Consider the following 17,733-nt stretch of genomic DNA (forward strand, 5'->3'; position numbering starts at 1 on the left):
ACTCCAAAAGCCCGTTTCCATGACGCACCGCGACGTGGTGGTTTGGGGCGGCGGCTGCGGGGGTGTCGCAGCCGCTCTGCAAAGCGCGAGATCAGGGGCTGTAACGACGTTGCTCACCCCAGGGCCATGGCTGGGAGGCATGGTGAGCTCGGCTGGAGTCTGTGCTCCGGATGGCCATGAGTTGAGTTGCTGGCAGACCGGACTGTGGGGCGCTTTTCTTCGACAGCTGGAACTGGAGGAACCGACGGGCCTGGACCACAACTGGGTGAGCTGTTTCGGATACCGACCGCAGACAGCGGAACAGATCCTGCAAGGTTGGGTAGCGGCTGAGCCGAAGCTTGAGTGGCGGGCCAACTGCAAGCTGGAGCAAGTCCACTGCCGTCAAGGCCACATCCACTCAGTTCAGATCCTCAAAGCGGATGGCGTCGAGACGGTTGCAGCGGAGGTCTTTATTGATGGCAGTGACCTTGGTGATCTGCTGGCCCAGACTTCGGCCCCTTTCCGTTGGGGTTGGGAAGCCAAGGAGCTCTGGGATGAACCCAGCGCACCTGAGCGATCAAGGCTTGAGAACGAGACGTTCTTCCAACGCCAACCGGTTCAGTCACCGACGTGGGTGGTGATGGGGCAATTGCATGGGGAGCTCGCTCAGCAGCACCTCAATGCAATTCCACGGGCCCCCTTTCAGCGCAGCACTGCCAATTTTGGCCTTGAAAAAACTGTCACCTATGGCCGTCTGCCGGGCGGCCTGGTCATGGTGAACTGGCCCCTGAAGGGCAATGACTGGCACAACGGACTCGGTCGGGCCATCAGTGCCGATACCCAGGAACGCGAAGATCTGGCCCATGAGATGCAGCGTCACAGCAAGGATTTTCTCGCTGCGCTGTCGGAATGCAGCGGCGGTTGGATTGGCCCCGGCAACGCCTTTCCTGGAGAAGACCCGAGCTTGGCTTTGATGCCGTACTGGCGTGAAAGTCGGCGCTTGATCGGCAGAACAACGGTGACGGAACGCGACCTGTTGCCGATCTCCACGGGCGCCCTTCGTGGACCGATCCCGATCGATGCCAAGGGACGCTGCACCAGCATCGCTGTGGGGACCTACGCCAATGACCATCACTATCCCGGTGAAGACTGGCCCCTGGCTCCGAAAAGTGTGCGCTGGGGAGGGCGTTGGAGCGGTACCCCGTTCTGCATCCCATTCGATGCCCTGATCTGTGATTCCGTTGCCAACCTGGTGATGGCGGAGAAAGGAGTCAGCGTCAGCCACATGGCCAACGGGGCAACCCGGTTGCAGCCGTTGATTCTGAATCTGGGCCAGGTGGCTGGTCTTGCAGCGGCCCTGGCCGTTCGACAGGGATGTGACATTGGCGATCTGGCGGTCGATGAGATCCAGTCAGCCCTGATTGAAGAGCCACAAGCCCCGGCTGCAGTGCTCCCGATTTGGGACTGGCCCCACTGGCATCCGCACTGGGCGGAGGCCCAGAAGCAGGGCTTGGCTCAGCCGGATCAACTGGATGCATGGGCCGAATTGGCAGGCCGGCCATCAAGAGATCTGAAACAGCCAGGGTTGAATCAAGCGCCGAACCAACGGCATGAGATCGCCTTAAACGGCGTGCTCACTGGCAATGCCGCAGAGGGATACGAGTTGAAGAGCGCAGATGAAAGCTGGCCTCTCATCACCCTGGAACCAGCGATTCATCACTGGCTTGCCTCCACTGATCATTCAGATCAGAGGCTGAACCTGCGCGGGATCAAAAATCCATGGGGACCCTGGGTCCGGATCACCGGAGTTCTGGATTAACCGATTAGAAGCTGCAACTCCCCACGCACGGGATCAGCACAACCCACCCTGAGCTCCAGTGTGTCGCCTGGCGCTGGGTCTGTTGAGGCGACACATCCCACCAGATCCATTGCCAGGTCGCTGACATGAACCAGGGCCAATCGATCCTGGGGTCGCAACCAACGCAGGAATTGTGCTGACCAAACGGTGCTTTGACGCTCGGCGAACCACACCTGCTGCCAGTGGCGTTGATCCTCTCGACTGATCTGAATGGATTGGCGCAGAGGGTCGTCGAGATCGTCGATCAGTTCACCAAGACGCTCCTCCCCCATCGGTTGAACAGCAGAGAGCTGCGCAAGAATCTGCCGGTGGGTCACGAGATCTGCGTAACGACGGATCGGTGATGTCGCCTGCACATAGGCGGCCAATCCGAGGCTGAAATGGGGCATCGGTCGCGTGCCCTGTACGCCGCGACTCAAGCAACGCTTGATCGCCGCATCGCGTGCTGGACCCTCTGGAATCCGATCGAGTTCATCGCTGGAGGGCAACTCCGCTGCAGGTTGACTGCGGTACGGAAGCGGGAGATCGTGCTGTTGCCCAAAGCTGGCCACAACTGCCCCCATCAGAAGCATCGCTTCACTCACCATCAAGCGGGAGGGGGACGGGTCAATCACCTGCAGTGTCAGCGATTCATCGCAGCGGCGAAAGCGTCCTTCCGGCCGGTCAAACATCACAGCCCCGTTGGAGCGACGCCAGCGCATTCGCTGCAGCAACAGTCGAGACAGATCCGAGAGAGCCTCATCGCCAGGGGGGGCCAAATCGATCAGCTCATCACCGTCGGCATAGGTCAGTCCGTAGCGGGGTCGAATCCAGCTGCGGGCAATGCGGTGCTCTACCACCGCACCATCGTCCCCAAGCCTGACGGCGACACTCAGTGCTGCGCAACGCTGACCGGCACGAAGGCTGAGGGGGCCAGCTGCCAACACGAGGGGCAGCATCGGCATAACCCCATCGGCGAGGTAGAGACTGGTGGCCCGTCGTCGGGCCTCCAGATCGAGGGGAGAGTCGGCACCAATGAGACGACTGGGATCAGCGATATGGATCCAGATCCAATCGCATCCATCTCGCCGCTCGATTGACAGCGCATCATCAATTTCACGGGTGCCCGCATCGTCAAGGCTGTAGGTCGCCAGGTTGGTGAGGTCGATGCGTTGCTCATCCCCCGGTTGATCCTCATCAGAGAGCGCAACGAGACGTTCCGCTTCCGCCTCCAGGTCGTGGGGAAAACTGCGGGACCAGACACTGCCTCTCAGGGCGATCGGTTGATTGGGATCGAGTAATCCACGCACGATCAACCAGTGCCGCAGATCGGCGGCGTCCGACCCGATCGACAACGGGGTAGACCATTGCTGAAGCTCGGGGTCTGAGCCGACTGACGCGGGATTGTCTTTCAGCAACTGAATCCAATGGCTGAAGCGCTCATCCCAAACCTGGCCCAGTTCGAGGCGTTCATCGTCGCTGAGGCCTCGCTCCGCCTGCAGCAACTCGAGCTGCCGTTCTTCCTTCCTTTGCGCTTGGCGCTCAGAACGGCGCTGGCGCCGCTGGCTGGCACGCTCCTCGAGGGTCAGCGGTTGGAGTAAGCGGTCTCGACGCCAGCGGAACAACTGCTGGGACCCCTGTACCCAGCTCCACAGTGCTGCCAAACCTTCGAGGTTGAGGGGTGTCAGTACAAGCTCTCCCAGTTCGCAGAGGCTGAGTCGAGCCATTCCGCCTGGTTGATCCGTTTCCAACAGCTGCCAGGCCTCAACGACAGCCCGGGCTGATGGGGCGCTGTCCTGCACCTGCTCGGGGGCGGGCAGAACGCTGTTATCGAAAAGATGCTCCGGATCGATAGCAATCAGGTCTCGCAGGGGGAGGCCCTGATCCCGACGTTGACCGCCAAAAGAAACAACCGCCTTGCTGCCCTTGATGGACAGAAGACGGCCGATGAGTGGGGAACCCTTAAGAACAACCGCGACGGTGTCTCCGGGTTGGATGGAGTTGTTCAACGCCCGAGGATCAACCTTCGGGGTTCACGAACGGCAGAAGGGCAACGATGCGTGCACGCTTAACGGCGTTGGTGAGATCGCGCTGCTGTTTAGCGGTCAAACCGGTGAGGCGACGGGGAAGGATCTTGCCCCGCTCGGTGATGAACTTCTTGAGAAGATCCACATCTTTGTAATCGATGGGATCACCGGGCTTGATCGGCGAGAGACGCTTCTTGAAGAAGGAGCTGGACATGACTCAGGAACGGATGGAGGAAAGACGGACCTGCAAGGTCACTTGATCTCCTTATGGAGCGTGGACTTGTTGCAGTGGGGACAGAACTTTTTGATCTCCAGCCGTTCGGTGGTGTTCCGGCGGTTCTTTTCCGTCGTGTAGCGAGACACGCCGGGTGAACGCTTGGCGGGATTGGACCGGCATTCGGTGCACTCGAGAGTGATCACGATCCGGACGCCCTTGTTCTTGGCCATAAAGGACGTTGCGCCGCAGGTGCGAAGCGAATTGACAAACATCGAGCTTACCCCCTGACCCGACAGGCACTGAGCAGCACTCCAAGGGGGACTTCCTAAGATCGCGCGCTGTCTGGCTTTGATCCGATGCGGGTATCCATCTCCTGGCTGAAACAGCTGGTCCAGGTGAATGAATCCGTGGACGATCTGTCGGAGCGTCTCTCCATGGCGGGCTTTGAGGTGGACGACGTTGATGACCTAAGCGCGCGCGCCCAGGGCGTGGTGGTCGGCCATGTGCTCGAACGGGATAAACACCCCAATGCCGACAAGCTCAGCGTCTGCAGCGTCGATATCGGTGCCCAGGAGCCGATCCAGATCGTCTGTGGTGCCAGCAACGTTCGCGCCGGCATTCATGTTCCAGTCGCCATGGTCGGAGCGACTCTCCCCTCCGTTGGTTTGACGATCAAGGCCGGCGAACTCCGCGGAGTTGCCAGCAACGGGATGATCTGCTCCCTCACGGAACTGGGCCTGACGGAGCAATCCGACGGCATTGCCATCCTTGATGAGCTCCAGGCAACACTGCCTGCGACGGGTGCACCAGTGGCGCCATTGCTGGGCCTTGATGACACCGTCTTGGAGCTGGCGATCACCGCCAATCGCCCCGACGGCCTGTCCATGGTGGGTATCGCTCGCGAGGTGGCGGCCCTGACCGGTGGGAGCTTGAGCCTGCCCCAGCTGGATCTTGATCCCAGCACCACACCGCTGACCACGGACATGGATGGCTGCTTTTACTCGATCACCAGGATCGAGGGCGTGGATGGCTCCAAGCAGTCACCGACCTGGTTGCAGCAGCGGCTTGAGCGCGGTGGTGTGAACAGCGTGAATGCGGTGGTCGACGTCACCAATCTGGTGATGCTGGAGCAGGGGCAGCCCCTCCACGCTTTTGATGCCGATGCGCTGGAACAACTAACAGGGCAACCGGTGGATGCCCAGAGTTTTGGCGTCCGTCCCGCTCGCGACGGGGAAACCTTTGTGGGTCTAGATGATCAGAAGCGCAGCCTCGACAGCCGCGTTCAGGTCGTCACCTGTCATGACCGTCCTGTGGCCGTCGCGGGGGTGATGGGGAGTCTCGAGAGTGGCGTGACCGCCCAGACACGGAAGATCTGGCTGGAATCCGCCCTGTTTGCACCACCGCGGGTTCGCCAGTCGGCCCGGGCCCTCGGGTTGCGCACGGATGCCAGCAGCCGTTACGAAAAAGGCTTGCCAGTAGAGATGACCCTGGCTTGTTCAGCTCGGGCCTCTGCATTGTTAATGGAGGAGTTCGCCTGCACCGAGACGGGCCGCTGGGTTGGTGGGGATGGTCCCGCTGAACCCGCACCAGTGATGTTGCGGCGTAATGCACTGCATCAACTGCTTGGCCCTCTCGTCGGGCCAGACTGCGCTGAAGATCTGGACGACCGCAGCATCGAGACCTGTTTGACAGCCCTGGGCTGTCAACTCTCAGCCCTTGACGAGGGGTGGCAGGTCATAGCGCCACCCTCAAGACGCCAAGACCTGCAGCGTGAAGTGGATCTGATTGAAGAAGTGGCGCGTCTGGTCGGCTTCGACCGTTTCGGAACTCATCTGCCTGATCCGCTGGAACCAGGTGTACTGACACCGCGCCAGCAGGCGGAACGGCGCTTACGGCAGCTGTTCTGTGCGACGGGCCTTCAGGAAGTGACCACCCTGTCGCTTGTTCCGGGTTCAGAGCAAGAACAGCGCATCGCCATCAGTAATCCTTTGCTGGCCGATACCAGCCATCTGCGCACCAATCTCTGGGAGGAACATCTTCAGATCTGCGTGCGCAATCTGAAGGCATCCCAGCGCGGGTGTTCCGTCTTCGAGATCGGCAACACCTACAGCGGATCACCTGAAGCGGTGAACCAAACAGCAGTACTCGGTGGCGTGATTTGCGGAGATCGGCGCCTCTCCATCTGGAGAACCAGTGGTAAACCGCAGGCACCGGACTATTTCCAGGCCCGTGGTGTTCTGACCCGGGTGATGGAAACCCTGCAACTTGAGCTGTCTGATCGTCGCCTGTCTGACGATCCACGACTGCATCCCGGCCGGGCCGCCACCCTTGTCCTGGAGGGTCGACCCCTCGGCTGTTTCGGTCAACTCCACCCTGCCCTGGCTGAGGAGCTGGATCTCCCCGAAGCGACATATCTGTTTGAACTTGATCTGACGCGTCTGTTGGACGCTGCTACCCGCAGCAACCGCTGGACCCCGTCCTTCAAGGCATACCCGACCGTGCCCTTCAGTGAGCGGGATCTTGCCGTCGTCGTCGATCGTTCCAGTGCAGCTGCGGACCTGATTCAAGCCATCCGCAAAGCGGGAAAGCCTCTGCTGGAGCAGGTGGAGTTGGTGGATCGGTTTGAAGGGGAGCAACTCGGTGACAACAAGGTCAGCCAGGCCTTTCGTCTGCGTTATCGCGGCAAGAACGAAACCTTGACTGAAGACAAAATCCAGCCGGTGCACGACAAGGTGCGGGCTGCTTTAAGCAAGCAGTTTCAGGCCGAGCTCAGGAGCTAATTCGCTTCATCAGCGCCAACGACTCAAGGTGAGTTGTTTGGGGGAAGAAATCAACGGGCTGAAGAGTTTCCAGCTCGTAGGGGCCTAATGGTGCAAGTAGTTCTTTGAGATCCCTTGCCTGGGTGGCGGGATCACAACTGAGGTAAGCCAGCACTGCGGGAGGTTGCTCAAGAATGCTGGCTACCACGCGGCGATCGAGACCCCGTCGGGGTGGATCAAGAACGAGGGCTTGGCAGTTCTCAAGCTGAGAGGCGAGCAGATCCGCCACATCACCGGGATGAAATTCACAGCGTGAGGAAAGGCCGTTGTGCATGGCGTTCAGCCGAGCCTGCTCCACAGAGTCGGGATTCAATTCCAAACCCTGAACATGAAAGCCAGCCTTTGCCAGGGGTAGAGCAATGGTTCCGACACCGCAGTAGGCATCGACCACGGTTCCGCCACCACATTGAACCGACAGCCAGTCAGTCAGCCGCTGAACAATGCGTTCCGCTTGTGATGTGTTCACCTGAACAAAGGTGGTGCTGCTCAGGGAAAGCTTGATGCCGCAGAACTGTTCCTCGATGGTCGGCGAACCGGCGAGGCAGTGGGTCGTTCGACCGAGAACGAGATTGTTGGCCTTCGGTTGAAGGTTCAGGCAGACACCCTTCACCTCAGGCCATCGCTGAACCCAGGTCTGGGCAAGGTCCTGGAGTCCAGGCAGTTGGCCATGGCTGCTGATCAGGGTGATCAACACATCGCCAGTGGCGCTGGCCATACGAAGCCCGAGATGACGCAAACCTTGCGCATCGATGAGGTCATGGTCGGCCGGCCACCCCCCTGCATCAAGGTCTTTTTTGATGGGTTCCAACAGTGCATCCAAACGTGGATCAAGCACCGGACAGTGATTCAGATTGACAATCTTGTGGGACCTGGGACGGAAGTATCCAGCTTTCAGGCGTCCGTTCTGGTCGCGCTTTAAAGGAATCAGGGCTCGGTTGCGATAGCCGAAGCAGCGGTCGGCATCAACGAGGGGAGCCGCGGGTGCAAGGTTGATTCCTCCAATCCTCTGCATGGTCTGCTGGATCTGCTGCTCTTTCCAACGGGTCTGAGCTGGATCATCCAGACGTTGCAGGGTGCAGCCACCACAGTCATCAGCAAGGATGCAAGGAGGACGGCGCCGAACCTCGGAAACGGAGATCAGCTCAACGCGTCGGCTCAGCCAGCGGGAACGTTGGCGTTGCTGGAGTTGAACCGTGGCACGCTCCCCTGGCAGAAGATCAGGCACGACAATCACCCAGTTGTTCCAACGGGCCAGTCCTTTTCCGTCACGGTCGAGGTCAACAGATTCCACCTCGATGGTGAGCCCCGGCCGCGGTTCACTGCTGTTCGGGCTGTCGGCGTAGGTCATGCTCAAGGTTCCCTGCCATTGCAATGGCGTAACACCCGGGCGGAGTTGGGTCGGGTGAACGGGTCGAGACCACTAAACTCCACGAAGCCTGCCCAGTTCCATGAGCGTTGTCCGGGATCTCATCCTCCAGGCCGATGACGATCTGCGGTATCCCACCAGTGGCGAACTCCGCACGATGGTGGATTTCCTTGACCAAGGCGCCATGCGCGTGTCCGTGGTCAAGGTTCTGACCGAGAACGAAAAAAAGATCGTCGACGAATCTGCCAAGCAGTTGTTCGGTCGTAAGCCGGAGTACGTCGCCCCCGGCGGCAATGCCTACGGTCAACGTCAGCGCGCCCAGTGCCTGCGCGACTACAGCTGGTACCTGCGCTTGGTCACCTACGGAGTCCTTGCGGGGAGCACCGAAATGATCCAGGAGATCGGCTTGGTGGGCGCACGCGAGATGTACAACAGCCTGGGTGTTCCGATGCCCGGCATGGTGGAAGCCATCAAGTGCATGAAGGACGCCTCCCTGGCGCTTTTGTCGGAACAGCAGGTGAAGCTCACGTCGCCTTATTTCGACTACCTGATTCAAGGCATGCAGACGTCAACCTGATCCAAGGATCCTCATCGCTTAAAACCGGGCCTTTGAGCCCGGTTTTTTATGCTCACTGCTCTCTTTTGAGACAAAGAACGAGACTCATAACAGGACGCAGTTGAGATCAACGAGTCAGCAGATTTGTCTTAATTGGATTGTTCGAGACGCGTTACGAGTCTTGTGATAATTCCACTCGGGGACTCCATAGACGTCTCAACAGGCCCCAAATCTCGAAATCCAGGACGAAAAGCCTGCGTACCTGTGTCTACAGCAGGTACGCAAACCTCAAAACGCCTGCAATTAATGCCTCTAGTGGCTCATGCACAAGAGCTGGACTGGCCATGGACGAACGACAATCAGAACTATTGTTCGCTGGAATGGTATGCAATCCATCTCAGGGATGATCCAATAAAAAAACAGCTTTTTGCGATCTTATTAATTAGCAAGCCTCCCGCATAAGACATGGAGTGAGACTGGCAATGAGTCACGCATGAGACAAGTGAGCTCGTTGTGCGTTCTGTGCTAGCGGTGGAGTCTGCTGTGAATTTCCCATGGTCGCCCGTTGGATTGAAAGGCGGTTTGAGCGGCTCATCTGGAAGTTTCGTCTGATCAGCATTGTTCCCGTCGTGCTGAGCCTGCTCGGCAGCGTCGGCTGCTTCGTTATTGGGGCGATTGAAGTTTTTAACGCTTTTCTCGTGATCATGCGAATGCCCTTCAGCACAAAAAGCTTCGCAGCCAAGACCATCGCTCAGATGGTGGGCGGTGTTGATTATTTCGTCATCGGCATTGCCTTGCTCATCTTTGGCTATGGCATTTATGAATTGGTGATTTCAGACCTTGATCCACGCCTTGAAGGAGGCTCTGAGCAACACACCAACATCCTGTCGGTGAACAGCCTGCAAAGCCTTAAAAACAATCTCTCCAATGTGATTGTTGTCGGCCTGATTGTCGCAGCGTTCAAAAAGACAATTGGTTTTGAGGTGAAAAATGCAACCGATCTACTGGCACTCAGTGGATCGGTGGTGATGCTGGCTCTCAGTGCCTGGTTGATTGTTCGGAGCCATGGGGCGGAAGAAAAGGGCTAGCGCAATCGTCTCAAGTGCGACTCGCCAATAGTCCAGGTATGCGTCTTGCTTTAGACGATTGCACTAGCGATTGCGGTACAGCTCGCGCAGCAGTCGGTAGGCCTCATTGAGTCGACGCATCGCATCGGTTGATCCGCCTGCATCGGGATGTTCTTCCAGGGCCCGCTGCTTGTAGGCATCCCGAATGGAGCTCAACGTCACCGCTGTGCCCGCTCGCGTGGACAGGCCTAAGAGCTTGAGCGCTCCGTGGACCGTCATCGTGGACTCAAGAGTTTCGAAGGATGTGACCTGACGGCTGCGACGAAAGCGATTGACAAACCGGCGGATCAACGTCGGCATGCGTTCCGCCAGGGATGAGGTGGCGAATGGATCCTCAAGCGCACCTGCAACGGCCATCACCCGGCCGAGGGAAGGGTCACGGGACTCCCAGCCAGCACAAAGCGTCTCAACAGCAGCATTGGCCGCAGACCAGGTGAACGGCCGGCCATCACTGGCGTCAGTGCTGGACCAGACGTCGCGGGCTAGCCAAGTCATGGAGGCTTCGATCACTGTGGGACCCGGTGGTTGTCCATACAGAGATCTCCAGTGATCTTCAGCCGCAGCACTGGCATCTCGTAAATCAGAAGGATCAACCGTCGAAACCAAGGGATCGTTTTGAGCGGAATCTCGTTGCTGCGGCGACCGGAGTGTCGCTTTGAGCTGACCGGTTCGCTTGCTCACGAAACCTGGAAGGTCAATGCCCGAAGAAACGTTGGCGGAAGGTGCGCTGGAATCGGGAGGCTGGCTCGGTTCTTCATTGTGGAGAAGACTCCCGGAGCCAATCAAAACCAGACTCGTTATCTCATCAGTGCTGGTTGTCGCCTCTGGTTCACCCTCGTCCTTGACGGATGTTTCCTCAGGGCCTGTGCTCCCATCGCCTGGATCGAGCAGATCCTGCAAAAGCATTTCGAGCACACGCCCCCGAGAGCGTGCTCCGTATTCACCCTTGAGCTGGTCAATCAACTCGACCATGGGCTCTGACATCTCGACAGAGATCCGTTGACGTTTTGAGTCCTCGCCGCTCAAAAGTTCAGTCCTGCTCAGCGAAGGTTATCGACCCTGCAGCTGAAGCAACCACTGCTGCTGCGATTGGATCACCTCGCTGTAGCGAGGACTGGTGGCAGGCACGATCGCAGGCGTCGAAGGAAGGGGTGCGGTGTTGCGCTTCTGCTGCATGGGAGCTGGCTTCACAACAACAGGCGTTAGCGGGGGTTGTGGCGGTGCGGTTTTGGGGCCCACCTTGCGAGATTTGGTTTCAGCGAGTTTGACCTGGGCGTCACGCTGTTGCTGCTGGCGCCGGTGAAGCATGGCCAGTTGCTGTACAGGAACAACACTCAGCAGGTGGCCAGGTGTGGCATCAGCTGGATAGACCAAACTCACCTTGACAGCCTTTGTTGTTCCAGGAGCGAGGTTGAGATCCGCCAGGGCCAGGCTCTCGCCTGAGCGCATGCCGACGTGGACCTCCTGAAGCGTCTGATCCTGAACAATCTGCAGCGATCCACGGAAGGCAGTGAACGTTTTCTTTCCGGAAACAACCGGGTGACTGAGCACCAGTTGATGGGGGCCCGCACCTGAAAGGTTGAGTGTCACGTCGTAACGGACGCCGTAGGTGCCAACGTTGTTCAAAGCGGAATCCACCATCCGCGTTGTTAATGGATTGACCTGAATGTCGCGCGTGCCGAAGTGATGCCGCTTCGTACTGGTCAGGGGAACATGAAGTGCCCCCTGACCGAGATCATGGTGGATCTCAGCCTTGTAGGCATCGCCGAGAGCCACTCCAGCCACGCGCGAGAAGACCCTACCCAGCTGGATTTCACGAATACGGTTGAGATAAATCCGTCCAGGCGCCAAGCGACCTGACTGCAGCACTGCAAAGAGATCGGAATCCTGTGCTGATTGCTCAGCAGCGACGACAGCCATGGTGAAAGGACCATTGCTGCGTCCCCTCAAAAGACCGTTGGCGATGCCACGGGCAGGCAGCACGGTACTTACCACGACCCGTCGTCCTCCAGCGGGTATCTCAAGACGATCGGGCAGTTTGCGGTCTAATTCACCGCGAAGCAGTTGAACGGCAGTGGCATCACCCGGTCCTGTATTCCAGGGACGCTTCCCCAGGGGCTTCACCCCCATCAGGCGATTTGGGTGATACGGCGCCTCAAAACTGTTTTTGACGGAACCACGGTCAAATTGAATCGTAATTGGCTTCGATCCAGGATTCGTTGCAATCAGAGCCAGGGTCATCAAGCCCCTGGATCGACGTCCACCAAGCTTTGACAGGTCCTGGGGGTAGTACTTGTGATGCATGTGAACGCCGAACTCACCGTTGAAGGAGTAAGCGGCGTTGCGAAGCGGCTGGTTGGACTCAGCAGCGATGGCCGATCCGGGCGCTGTGTTCACCAGAATCCCTGGACCAGTGACAATCTCCGGCTGGTTTGAATGCAGAACCGGGACGTTGTTAAACGTCCCGTTTAAGGGGCGTGCACGCTGACCAGCCATCAAGGCGACGTACGCCTCGCCCCTCCCCTGCAAAAAAAACTCAAGTCCCGCAAACGAGACGCAGAGCAAGACCAATATCGGGACTCGCCTGAGACTCATGCGGCGATTTGTCGTGGTGTTCGCTTGGACGTCGAAACCACAGTGCAGATGTTGTGAATCCACACCGTAGGTCCACCTCCTGCGGGAGCCAAGTGATTCAGGAGTCGCATCACGTCTGAAAATCCGTCAGGATCTAAGGGATTGCTTTTGCTGACATGCTTCCTCCTTTCTGCTGCAGCGGCAGCACTGATCACGCAACCTTGCGCCGGCACCATCAGGAGCGGAAGCTGTCGATGCTGCGTTTTTGGAGGGATAGTGCTGAACGGCAACTTTCGGCCCTGAACGCCGCCATCAAGACACTCCAGGAACAAATGGACCGCGACACTCAAACCCCGGCTTGATCGTCGTTCAATTGGCTCGCGAGGCTTCTCAGGCCGCGTTTGACGCGTCGTTGAACCGTCATCGCTGAAATCCCGAGTTGTGCCGCTGTCTGCCTAAGGCTCATTCCATCGATCACAACCATCTGCAGGACACGTTGTTCATCTGTTCCAATCCTCAGGAACATTGCTCGAACCCGCTGCCACGCTTCTGAACGTGCGACCAATTCGATTCCCTGCGGGGTGTCGTCGACCAGGTCATCGTTGAACTCCACCCAGTGATGCTTGCTGCGGTACTGGTGAACGACCAGAGCATCAACAGCGTTTAAGCAGCCTTCAGGGCTTCGCAGCATCCTCATGGCCCGTTCCTCAACGGCTCTGGGAAGGCGGATTACACCAACCTTGTCCCGTAGAAAGTGAAGAATGGCTCCCCGGATATGCGGTTTAGCGAAGCTTGGGAATGTCGTTCCTCGCTTGGTTTCAAATCGGTTTGAAGCCTTGATCAGTCCGAGACAGCCCACCTGCAGCAGATCATCTTGCTCGAGGCCTGTTTGCAGGGCGTAATGGCGCGCAATGGGACGGACCAGATGCAAGTTGTCCTGAATCTGACGGTTCCGACGCTGGAGGCATTTTTTGTTCAAAGGATGCGAGTCGATCTCATCTCCAGCCTTGGCAGAGCGGGGTAAGCCCTGGCATCCGTGCCACCACGGAAGTGCCGGTAACCGTCGACAGCCTGTGCCTATCGCTACAAAGTTGGGGCTTGAATACGGCTCTAATGATTTTTGCTACCTCTTGGCCTTGGACAAGCGAGCTTTCTGTGAATCGTTGGTGACCCGTCTGGGTCAAGAGTCGTTTGATGCCACTGCAACGATCACCAGAATTCGTGGCTTTGATGGTGAATGCCCTTCCCAAAGCAATAACTTTTGCTGTGTTGATGCCACAGAAGATCTTTCTGAGTTCAGGGGATTGGTGAATATCAACAAAACTCAGTATTGCTTTATTGCACAAATTAATTCCGACGATCAACATCGTGCACGCTTCATTCCTGCCAACGAATTACTAGAGGACCCCTCAGGTAAGCCCAGAAAAATGCAACCAATCATTCAAGAAATGATCCTTGGCCGCAAGCGTGGTGTGATGCTGATCCCGGAGTGCGAAGACGATGCAGTTGATGTGATTGCCGGTTTGATCGAACAGGGATTTCAAGACCTGGCCTCTGAATACCGGGATTTCATCATCGGCCAGTTGGAGAAAGCAAAGGCCAAGGCCTGAGCCTCTTTGACTCTCTCGCCTCAGACCGCTTCAACAACAGCGCGAAGCAGGGCTTCTGGCCCTGATCGCTGAATCCATTCACGATCGGATTCATCGGTACTCAGCAAGGACCCAGCAAAACCGAGGGCATTGACGCTGAAACCACGAATGCCTTCTGTTTGACGCCGAACAATGGCCATCCACTGGCGTGACAGCAGAAGGTTATAGGCACCCCTTGGACAGCTGTCGTTTGACGGGGATCCCAGCCCGAGTTCTCCAGCAAGCGAAAGATAGATCTGGTGGAGCATTTCCCCTGTCAGGGGAAAAGTGAGCGGTGCAACACGGCTGCTCCGGAACAGAGGGTCATCCGCCAGGACCGTTGGATCTGCAGCACAACGTCGGAACCAATCTTGCCTTGCGCAAATCGGTTCCCCTGCTGCTCGAGGTAACAACTGCAGATGGCGATGCGGCTGACTGGCGCCAGCATTGGGACCGCTATTGAAAAACCACAATCCAGTGGTTGTTGCATCGACCAAGGCGAGGGCACGCCAATCGTCAAGTGACAACCAACCGGTTTGGGGTTGCCAGGTCTGGGTTATCAGCAGCATGTGGGCGGACTGAACCGGATATTTGTTCAGAATCACCACGTGCGAATCGCCGATCCGGTCCACCTCCAGCCGTTGATCCCAGGGGAGGAAAGGATTTGGCTTGGGGCCTGCGGCTCGCAAGTGTTTTGGTGTTGCGCTAAGGAGATGGCGCAGCTCAAAGCTGGTGCCTCCCTCTCCCATCAGGTGCGTTAGCGAGGTCTTGAGCGGAACCAAAGCTCCGGATGCTTTCGCCTCAGCCGCAACGCCATTCGCTTGTCGGAGCAGTTCACTGGTCATGCCGTTTCAACCGTGCCAGTGAGGCTCCTGTGTAGTACCTGCCAAGAATTGCATTGAAGGAGAGTCCTTGACGGGCGAGTTGCTGGGCCCCGGTTTGACTCATGCTTGCGCCGAGATGGCCATGGGCTTCAGCACTGACTTGCTCGTTAGATGCATACAGGCTTTCCACAATGCCACCGGCGTAACTGAGGATGATCCCTCGGGTCTCCCAAGTAGCTGATCGACTGGCCTGGGTGGTGCTTGTCTCACCCGAGTACACCTGCCAGCGTGTCGTGTCGCCCAAGTGATATGCCGTTGTTGCTGGTCTTGCAAGATGCGCCAGGGCATAGGAGCGTGCTGCCACAGCTTGTGCCTTCAAGGCCTCTTGGTGCCACTGGCTGGGCATTTCTGCACCAACGACCGAGGCCACATAGGTTTCCAAATCAAGGGAAATCACGGCGAGCCAATCACGTTGGCTTTTGAGCAGAGAAACATCCCCCAGATAGCGCTGATGATTGATCTGAACGTGCCCTCCGGAGCAGTGAATCTCCTGTTGGGTGGATGAAGCGATTGTGCTGCCCAACTGCTGGACAGGGACCACGGAGCCCGCATGGTTGCGACACAGGACGTCGCGACCCGGCCAGAAAGCTGTGACCGGCGTCTGGCTGACCAGACCAACTCGGATATCCAGTGGAACGGCTTCAGCCCCCAGTGGCACCTTGGGAACGACGTTTTTAGGTGTTTGAACGGCCGCCGTTCTGGATGGGTCTGCGCCAGCATCTATTGATTCATCCTCGAGCAGCTCAAGCAGGCTGAGAGGCATCTGGTCGGCTTGCTGAGGGAGAGGTCGTGCAAGCCAGCCCACCAAGGCGGCCATGAGCAGAGCTCCGAGCGCTGCAGGGGGCCAGTAACGACTGCGATTCGCCACCAAAGGTGCTCGACGGAGCTTGCAGCCGATGATGCCCGATTTCCGTTAGACGGTCTCCACTCCGCAGCAAGATCACATGGTCGAAGCGTCCTCGACCGACTGGGTTGGCCTGGCCTTGGTGGTCGGTCCTGGTGGCATCGGTTCGGCGGTCGCGGCGGAACTGAGGCGTTCCTGTCCTGGCCTCAAGGTTCTGACGGCTGGACGTCATGGTCCATCAGCCTGCTCACTGCGTTTGGACATCGAGAACGACAGCGATCTGGACGGTCTGGCCGCAACGCTGCGTACACAGACGCTACCCCTGAGGTTGGTCTTCAACTGCAGCGGCCGTCTGCATGGACCTGAGCTTCATCCAGAAAAACGTCTTCAACAGGTCGACCGCTTCCAGTTGGAGCAGCAATTCGGAATCAATGCCATTGCTCCGATCCTCCTGGCCAAAGCGATTGAACCTCTACTGAAGCGGGATCAACCATTCCATTTCGCCAGCCTGAGTGCCCGGGTGGGCAGCATTGGTGATAACCGCAGTGGTGGCTGGTACGGCTATAGGGCTGCTAAAGCGGCGCAGAACCAGCTTCTGCGCTCTCTGAGCATTGAATGGTCCCGCCGCTGGCCCCTGGCCACAGTCAGCCTGTTGCATCCGGGCACAACGGACACAGCGTTGTCTCGTCCGTTCCAGAGCTTTGTCGCCCCCGAGAAGTTGTTCGCACCCGAGCGAGCTGCGCGGCAGTTGGTGGAGGTGCTGCTTCAACAGACCCCAGCCAAGTCAGGAAGCTTTCTCGCTTGGGATGGTCAGTCGATCGACTGGTGAGCGTGTTGCTTCAGCTGCTCGAGGCTGACCACGTTCAGAGCTGTGTCTTCTGTCGCCTCTAACCGGACAAGGGGCGCAACGCCGTCTTCATAGGCCTGTTTCCATCGCGGTGCACAAACACACCAGTGATCCCCAGGTTTCAACCCGGGGAATTGAAACGCTGGCACTGGGGTCATCAGGTCATTGCCCTGGGCCTTGCTGTAACGGAGAAACTGTTCGGTCATCACACAGCAGATGCTGTGCTGGCCGTGATCCGTTGGATCGGTTTGGCAGAGACCATTGCGATACCAGCCCGTCATCGGCTCGCAACTGCAACTCTGAAGCGGTTCCCCGAGAACGTTGCTGGCCGGTGAAAATTCGGGGCTATTGCTGGACATCTGACTGCTGGAGAGAAGGGGAGTCTGCCCAAGGACTGGCACATTTTGACTCCAGACGGTTGACGAACCCCTGGGGGAGCGGGTTAAAGGTCATTCAGTCATGTCCACTCGATGGATTGGGAGTTCACTGAAGACGCTGCGTTTCTGGCGCTCTGCGATGCATTTCGCGAGAGCGGCGAAAGCTCACCGATCGAGTTCCTTGCCAATGGAGAGGGAGCTTTTCATTTCCAGGACCTGGCCCAGAACGCCGCAGGGGAAGGCCTTGATCTGAGTGAGTCCAGCGCCCTGGAGTCGTTTCAGCAGGAGGTGATCGACACCATGGAGAAGCTCTGCCAGGACTGAGTCAGGCAGAGGCAGTCTCTCCATCAGTCCGGAATCATCCGTAGAAGAAGGCGATCTCTTTGTCCTTCAGACCCTCCCATCCGGCCTCATGCAGCCTCTGATTCAGAGTCTCCTGGTCGAAATGCTTGGCTCCGGTCTTGACCACCCGGTTGCGCATCGACTTAACAACACCACTTCGAGCACGCTGACTCTCAAGATCCATCACCTGGTTGTAGAGAGCGAGCATTGCTTCGGGAATTGGACTTCCATCCAGATCAACACCCGCATTGATGGCGGCATCAACACCATCAGGTCCGGCAATGGCCATGGTGAACAGAACAGGGCGCC

Annotated in this window: 19 protein-coding genes; 8 read left to right on the forward strand and 11 right to left on the reverse strand. The window is 58.0% G+C overall.

Features of this window, described 5'->3' with window-relative positions:
* The first annotated feature begins 19 nt into the window (after positions 1–19).
* The gene (locus tag FZX13_RS02985) at positions 20–1,798 is read left to right on the forward strand and encodes an FAD-dependent oxidoreductase (RefSeq protein WP_226407137.1); all 1,779 of its coding nucleotides are present in this window, start codon (positions 20–22) and stop codon (positions 1,796–1,798) included.
* Here FZX13_RS02985 and FZX13_RS02990 read toward each other — a convergent pair.
* From FZX13_RS02990 to rpmG, 3 genes are read right to left on the reverse strand one after another with little or no spacing between them, the layout of a single operon-like run.
* Positions 1,795–3,825: a ribonuclease catalytic domain-containing protein gene (locus FZX13_RS02990; RefSeq protein ID WP_226407139.1), complete on the reverse strand. Its 2,031-nt coding sequence runs from the start codon at positions 3,823–3,825 to the stop codon at positions 1,795–1,797. The two genes, FZX13_RS02985 and FZX13_RS02990, sit on opposite strands and share 4 nt — an antisense overlap.
* A gap of 10 nt (positions 3,826–3,835) precedes the next feature.
* A complete protein-coding gene (gene rpsR, locus FZX13_RS02995; RefSeq protein ID WP_006041316.1) occupies positions 3,836–4,057 on the reverse strand; it encodes a 30S ribosomal protein S18 in 222 nt (73 codons plus the stop codon).
* A 38-nt stretch (positions 4,058–4,095) separates the two neighbouring features.
* Positions 4,096–4,290 (reverse strand): 50S ribosomal protein L33, encoded by a 195-nt coding sequence (gene rpmG, locus FZX13_RS03000; protein ID WP_006851071.1) that lies wholly within the window; start codon positions 4,288–4,290, stop codon positions 4,096–4,098.
* Positions 4,291–4,416: 126 nt separating this feature from the next.
* Here rpmG and pheT point away from each other — a divergent pair, with 126 nt between their 5' ends.
* Positions 4,417–6,840 carry a phenylalanine--tRNA ligase subunit beta gene (gene pheT / locus FZX13_RS03005; protein ID WP_226407160.1) on the forward strand — a complete coding sequence of 808 codons (2,424 nt, stop codon included), beginning with the start codon at positions 4,417–4,419 and terminating at the stop codon, positions 6,838–6,840.
* Here pheT and rlmD read toward each other — a convergent pair.
* Positions 6,830–8,227 carry a 23S rRNA (uracil(1939)-C(5))-methyltransferase RlmD gene (gene rlmD / locus FZX13_RS03010; protein WP_226407162.1) on the reverse strand — a complete coding sequence of 466 codons (1,398 nt, stop codon included), beginning with the start codon at positions 8,225–8,227 and terminating at the stop codon, positions 6,830–6,832. The two genes, pheT and rlmD, sit on opposite strands and share 11 nt — an antisense overlap.
* A 100-nt stretch (positions 8,228–8,327) precedes the next feature.
* Here rlmD and FZX13_RS03015 point away from each other — a divergent pair, with 100 nt between their 5' ends.
* On the forward strand, positions 8,328–8,822 hold the full coding sequence (locus tag FZX13_RS03015) for an allophycocyanin subunit alpha-B (RefSeq protein ID WP_115023095.1): 495 nt from the start codon (positions 8,328–8,330) through the stop codon (positions 8,820–8,822).
* 533 nt (positions 8,823–9,355) lie between these two features.
* Positions 9,356–9,889, forward strand: coding sequence for a YqhA family protein (locus FZX13_RS03020; RefSeq protein ID WP_115023093.1), 534 nt, complete (start codon positions 9,356–9,358; stop codon positions 9,887–9,889).
* 63 nt (positions 9,890–9,952) lie between these two features.
* Here the strand turns inward: FZX13_RS03020 and FZX13_RS03025 are convergent, their stop codons facing one another.
* The gene (locus tag FZX13_RS03025; protein WP_226407164.1) at positions 9,953–10,900 is read right to left on the reverse strand and encodes a molecular chaperone DnaJ; all 948 of its coding nucleotides are present in this window, start codon (positions 10,898–10,900) and stop codon (positions 9,953–9,955) included.
* A 78-nt stretch (positions 10,901–10,978) separates the two neighbouring features.
* On the reverse strand, positions 10,979–12,523 hold the full coding sequence (locus FZX13_RS03030; protein ID WP_226407166.1) for a DUF3370 domain-containing protein: 1,545 nt from the start codon (positions 12,521–12,523) through the stop codon (positions 10,979–10,981).
* Positions 12,524–12,678: 155 nt separating this feature from the next.
* Here FZX13_RS03030 and FZX13_RS03035 point away from each other — a divergent pair, with 155 nt between their 5' ends.
* Positions 12,679–12,864, forward strand: coding sequence for a hypothetical protein (locus FZX13_RS03035; protein WP_226407168.1), 186 nt, complete (start codon positions 12,679–12,681; stop codon positions 12,862–12,864).
* Here the strand turns inward: FZX13_RS03035 and FZX13_RS03040 are convergent.
* Positions 12,849–13,481 carry a sigma-70 family RNA polymerase sigma factor gene (locus FZX13_RS03040; protein WP_226407170.1) on the reverse strand — a complete coding sequence of 211 codons (633 nt, stop codon included), beginning with the start codon at positions 13,479–13,481 and terminating at the stop codon, positions 12,849–12,851. The two genes, FZX13_RS03035 and FZX13_RS03040, sit on opposite strands and share 16 nt — an antisense overlap.
* Before the next feature lie 187 nt (positions 13,482–13,668).
* On the opposite strand from FZX13_RS03040, the gene FZX13_RS03045 reads away from it, so the two are divergent.
* Complete coding sequence (locus FZX13_RS03045) at positions 13,669–14,112, forward strand: hypothetical protein (RefSeq protein ID WP_226407172.1); 444 nt, start codon at positions 13,669–13,671, stop codon at positions 14,110–14,112.
* A 20-nt stretch (positions 14,113–14,132) separates the two neighbouring features.
* On the opposite strand, the gene FZX13_RS03050 is transcribed toward FZX13_RS03045, so the two are convergent.
* Positions 14,133–14,975 carry a DUF4922 domain-containing protein gene (locus FZX13_RS03050; RefSeq protein WP_226407174.1) on the reverse strand — a complete coding sequence of 281 codons (843 nt, stop codon included), beginning with the start codon at positions 14,973–14,975 and terminating at the stop codon, positions 14,133–14,135.
* Positions 14,965–15,882, reverse strand: a complete 918-nt coding sequence (locus FZX13_RS03055) for a SpoIID/LytB domain-containing protein (protein WP_226407176.1) — start codon at positions 15,880–15,882, stop codon at positions 14,965–14,967. Before FZX13_RS03055 ends, FZX13_RS03050 begins: the two co-directional genes overlap by 11 nt.
* A 76-nt stretch (positions 15,883–15,958) precedes the next feature.
* Between FZX13_RS03055 and FZX13_RS03060 the strand changes: the two genes are divergently transcribed.
* Positions 15,959–16,687, forward strand: a complete 729-nt coding sequence (locus FZX13_RS03060) for an SDR family NAD(P)-dependent oxidoreductase (RefSeq protein WP_226407178.1) — start codon at positions 15,959–15,961, stop codon at positions 16,685–16,687.
* Here the strand turns inward: FZX13_RS03060 and FZX13_RS03065 are convergent.
* Positions 16,669–17,064, reverse strand: a complete 396-nt coding sequence (locus FZX13_RS03065; protein WP_115023076.1) for a DUF2237 family protein — start codon at positions 17,062–17,064, stop codon at positions 16,669–16,671. The two genes, FZX13_RS03060 and FZX13_RS03065, sit on opposite strands and share 19 nt — an antisense overlap.
* A 111-nt stretch (positions 17,065–17,175) precedes the next feature.
* Between FZX13_RS03065 and FZX13_RS03070 the strand changes: the two genes are divergently transcribed.
* The gene (locus FZX13_RS03070; RefSeq protein ID WP_115023074.1) at positions 17,176–17,406 is read left to right on the forward strand and encodes a hypothetical protein; all 231 of its coding nucleotides are present in this window, start codon (positions 17,176–17,178) and stop codon (positions 17,404–17,406) included.
* A 34-nt stretch (positions 17,407–17,440) separates the two neighbouring features.
* Here FZX13_RS03070 and FZX13_RS03075 read toward each other — a convergent pair whose 3' ends face one another.
* A complete protein-coding gene (locus FZX13_RS03075) occupies positions 17,441–17,713 on the reverse strand; it encodes a DUF4090 family protein (protein ID WP_226407181.1) in 273 nt (90 codons plus the stop codon).
* Between the last annotated feature and the right edge of the window lie 20 nt (positions 17,714–17,733).

It is taken from the genome of Synechococcus sp. MU1625 (assembly GCF_020514205.1).
Lineage (GTDB): Bacteria > Cyanobacteriota > Cyanobacteriia > PCC-6307 > Cyanobiaceae > Parasynechococcus.

What these genes read in the sequence shown, in the direction of transcription:
- rpsR (WP_006041316.1), bottom strand. Translation starts at nt 4,057, where the DNA reads ATGTCCAGCTCCTTCTTCAAGAAGCGTCTCTCGCCGATCAAGCCCGGT.
- FZX13_RS03050 (WP_226407174.1), bottom strand. Translation starts at nt 14,975, where the DNA reads ATGACCAGTGAACTGCTCCGACAAGCGAATGGCGTTGCGGCTGAGGCG.
- FZX13_RS02985 (WP_226407137.1), top strand. Translation starts at nt 20, where the DNA reads ATGACGCACCGCGACGTGGTGGTTTGGGGCGGCGGCTGCGGGGGTGTC.
- rlmD (WP_226407162.1), bottom strand. Translation starts at nt 8,227, where the DNA reads ATGACCTACGCCGACAGCCCGAACAGCAGTGAACCGCGGCCGGGGCTC.
- rpmG (WP_006851071.1), bottom strand. Translation starts at nt 4,290, where the DNA reads ATGGCCAAGAACAAGGGCGTCCGGATCGTGATCACTCTCGAGTGCACC.
- pheT (WP_226407160.1), top strand. Translation starts at nt 4,417, where the DNA reads ATGCGGGTATCCATCTCCTGGCTGAAACAGCTGGTCCAGGTGAATGAA.
- FZX13_RS03025 (WP_226407164.1), bottom strand. Translation starts at nt 10,900, where the DNA reads ATGGTCGAGTTGATTGACCAGCTCAAGGGTGAATACGGAGCACGCTCT.
- FZX13_RS03035 (WP_226407168.1), top strand. Translation starts at nt 12,679, where the DNA reads ATGCTTCCTCCTTTCTGCTGCAGCGGCAGCACTGATCACGCAACCTTG.
- FZX13_RS03030 (WP_226407166.1), bottom strand. Translation starts at nt 12,523, where the DNA reads ATGAGTCTCAGGCGAGTCCCGATATTGGTCTTGCTCTGCGTCTCGTTT.
- FZX13_RS03075 (WP_226407181.1), bottom strand. Translation starts at nt 17,713, where the DNA reads ATGGCCATTGCCGGACCTGATGGTGTTGATGCCGCCATCAATGCGGGT.
- FZX13_RS03060 (WP_226407178.1), top strand. Translation starts at nt 15,959, where the DNA reads ATGGTCGAAGCGTCCTCGACCGACTGGGTTGGCCTGGCCTTGGTGGTC.
- FZX13_RS03065 (WP_115023076.1), bottom strand. Translation starts at nt 17,064, where the DNA reads ATGTCCAGCAATAGCCCCGAATTTTCACCGGCCAGCAACGTTCTCGGG.
- FZX13_RS03070 (WP_115023074.1), top strand. Translation starts at nt 17,176, where the DNA reads ATGGATTGGGAGTTCACTGAAGACGCTGCGTTTCTGGCGCTCTGCGAT.
- FZX13_RS03020 (WP_115023093.1), top strand. Translation starts at nt 9,356, where the DNA reads ATGGTCGCCCGTTGGATTGAAAGGCGGTTTGAGCGGCTCATCTGGAAG.
- FZX13_RS03015 (WP_115023095.1), top strand. Translation starts at nt 8,328, where the DNA reads ATGAGCGTTGTCCGGGATCTCATCCTCCAGGCCGATGACGATCTGCGG.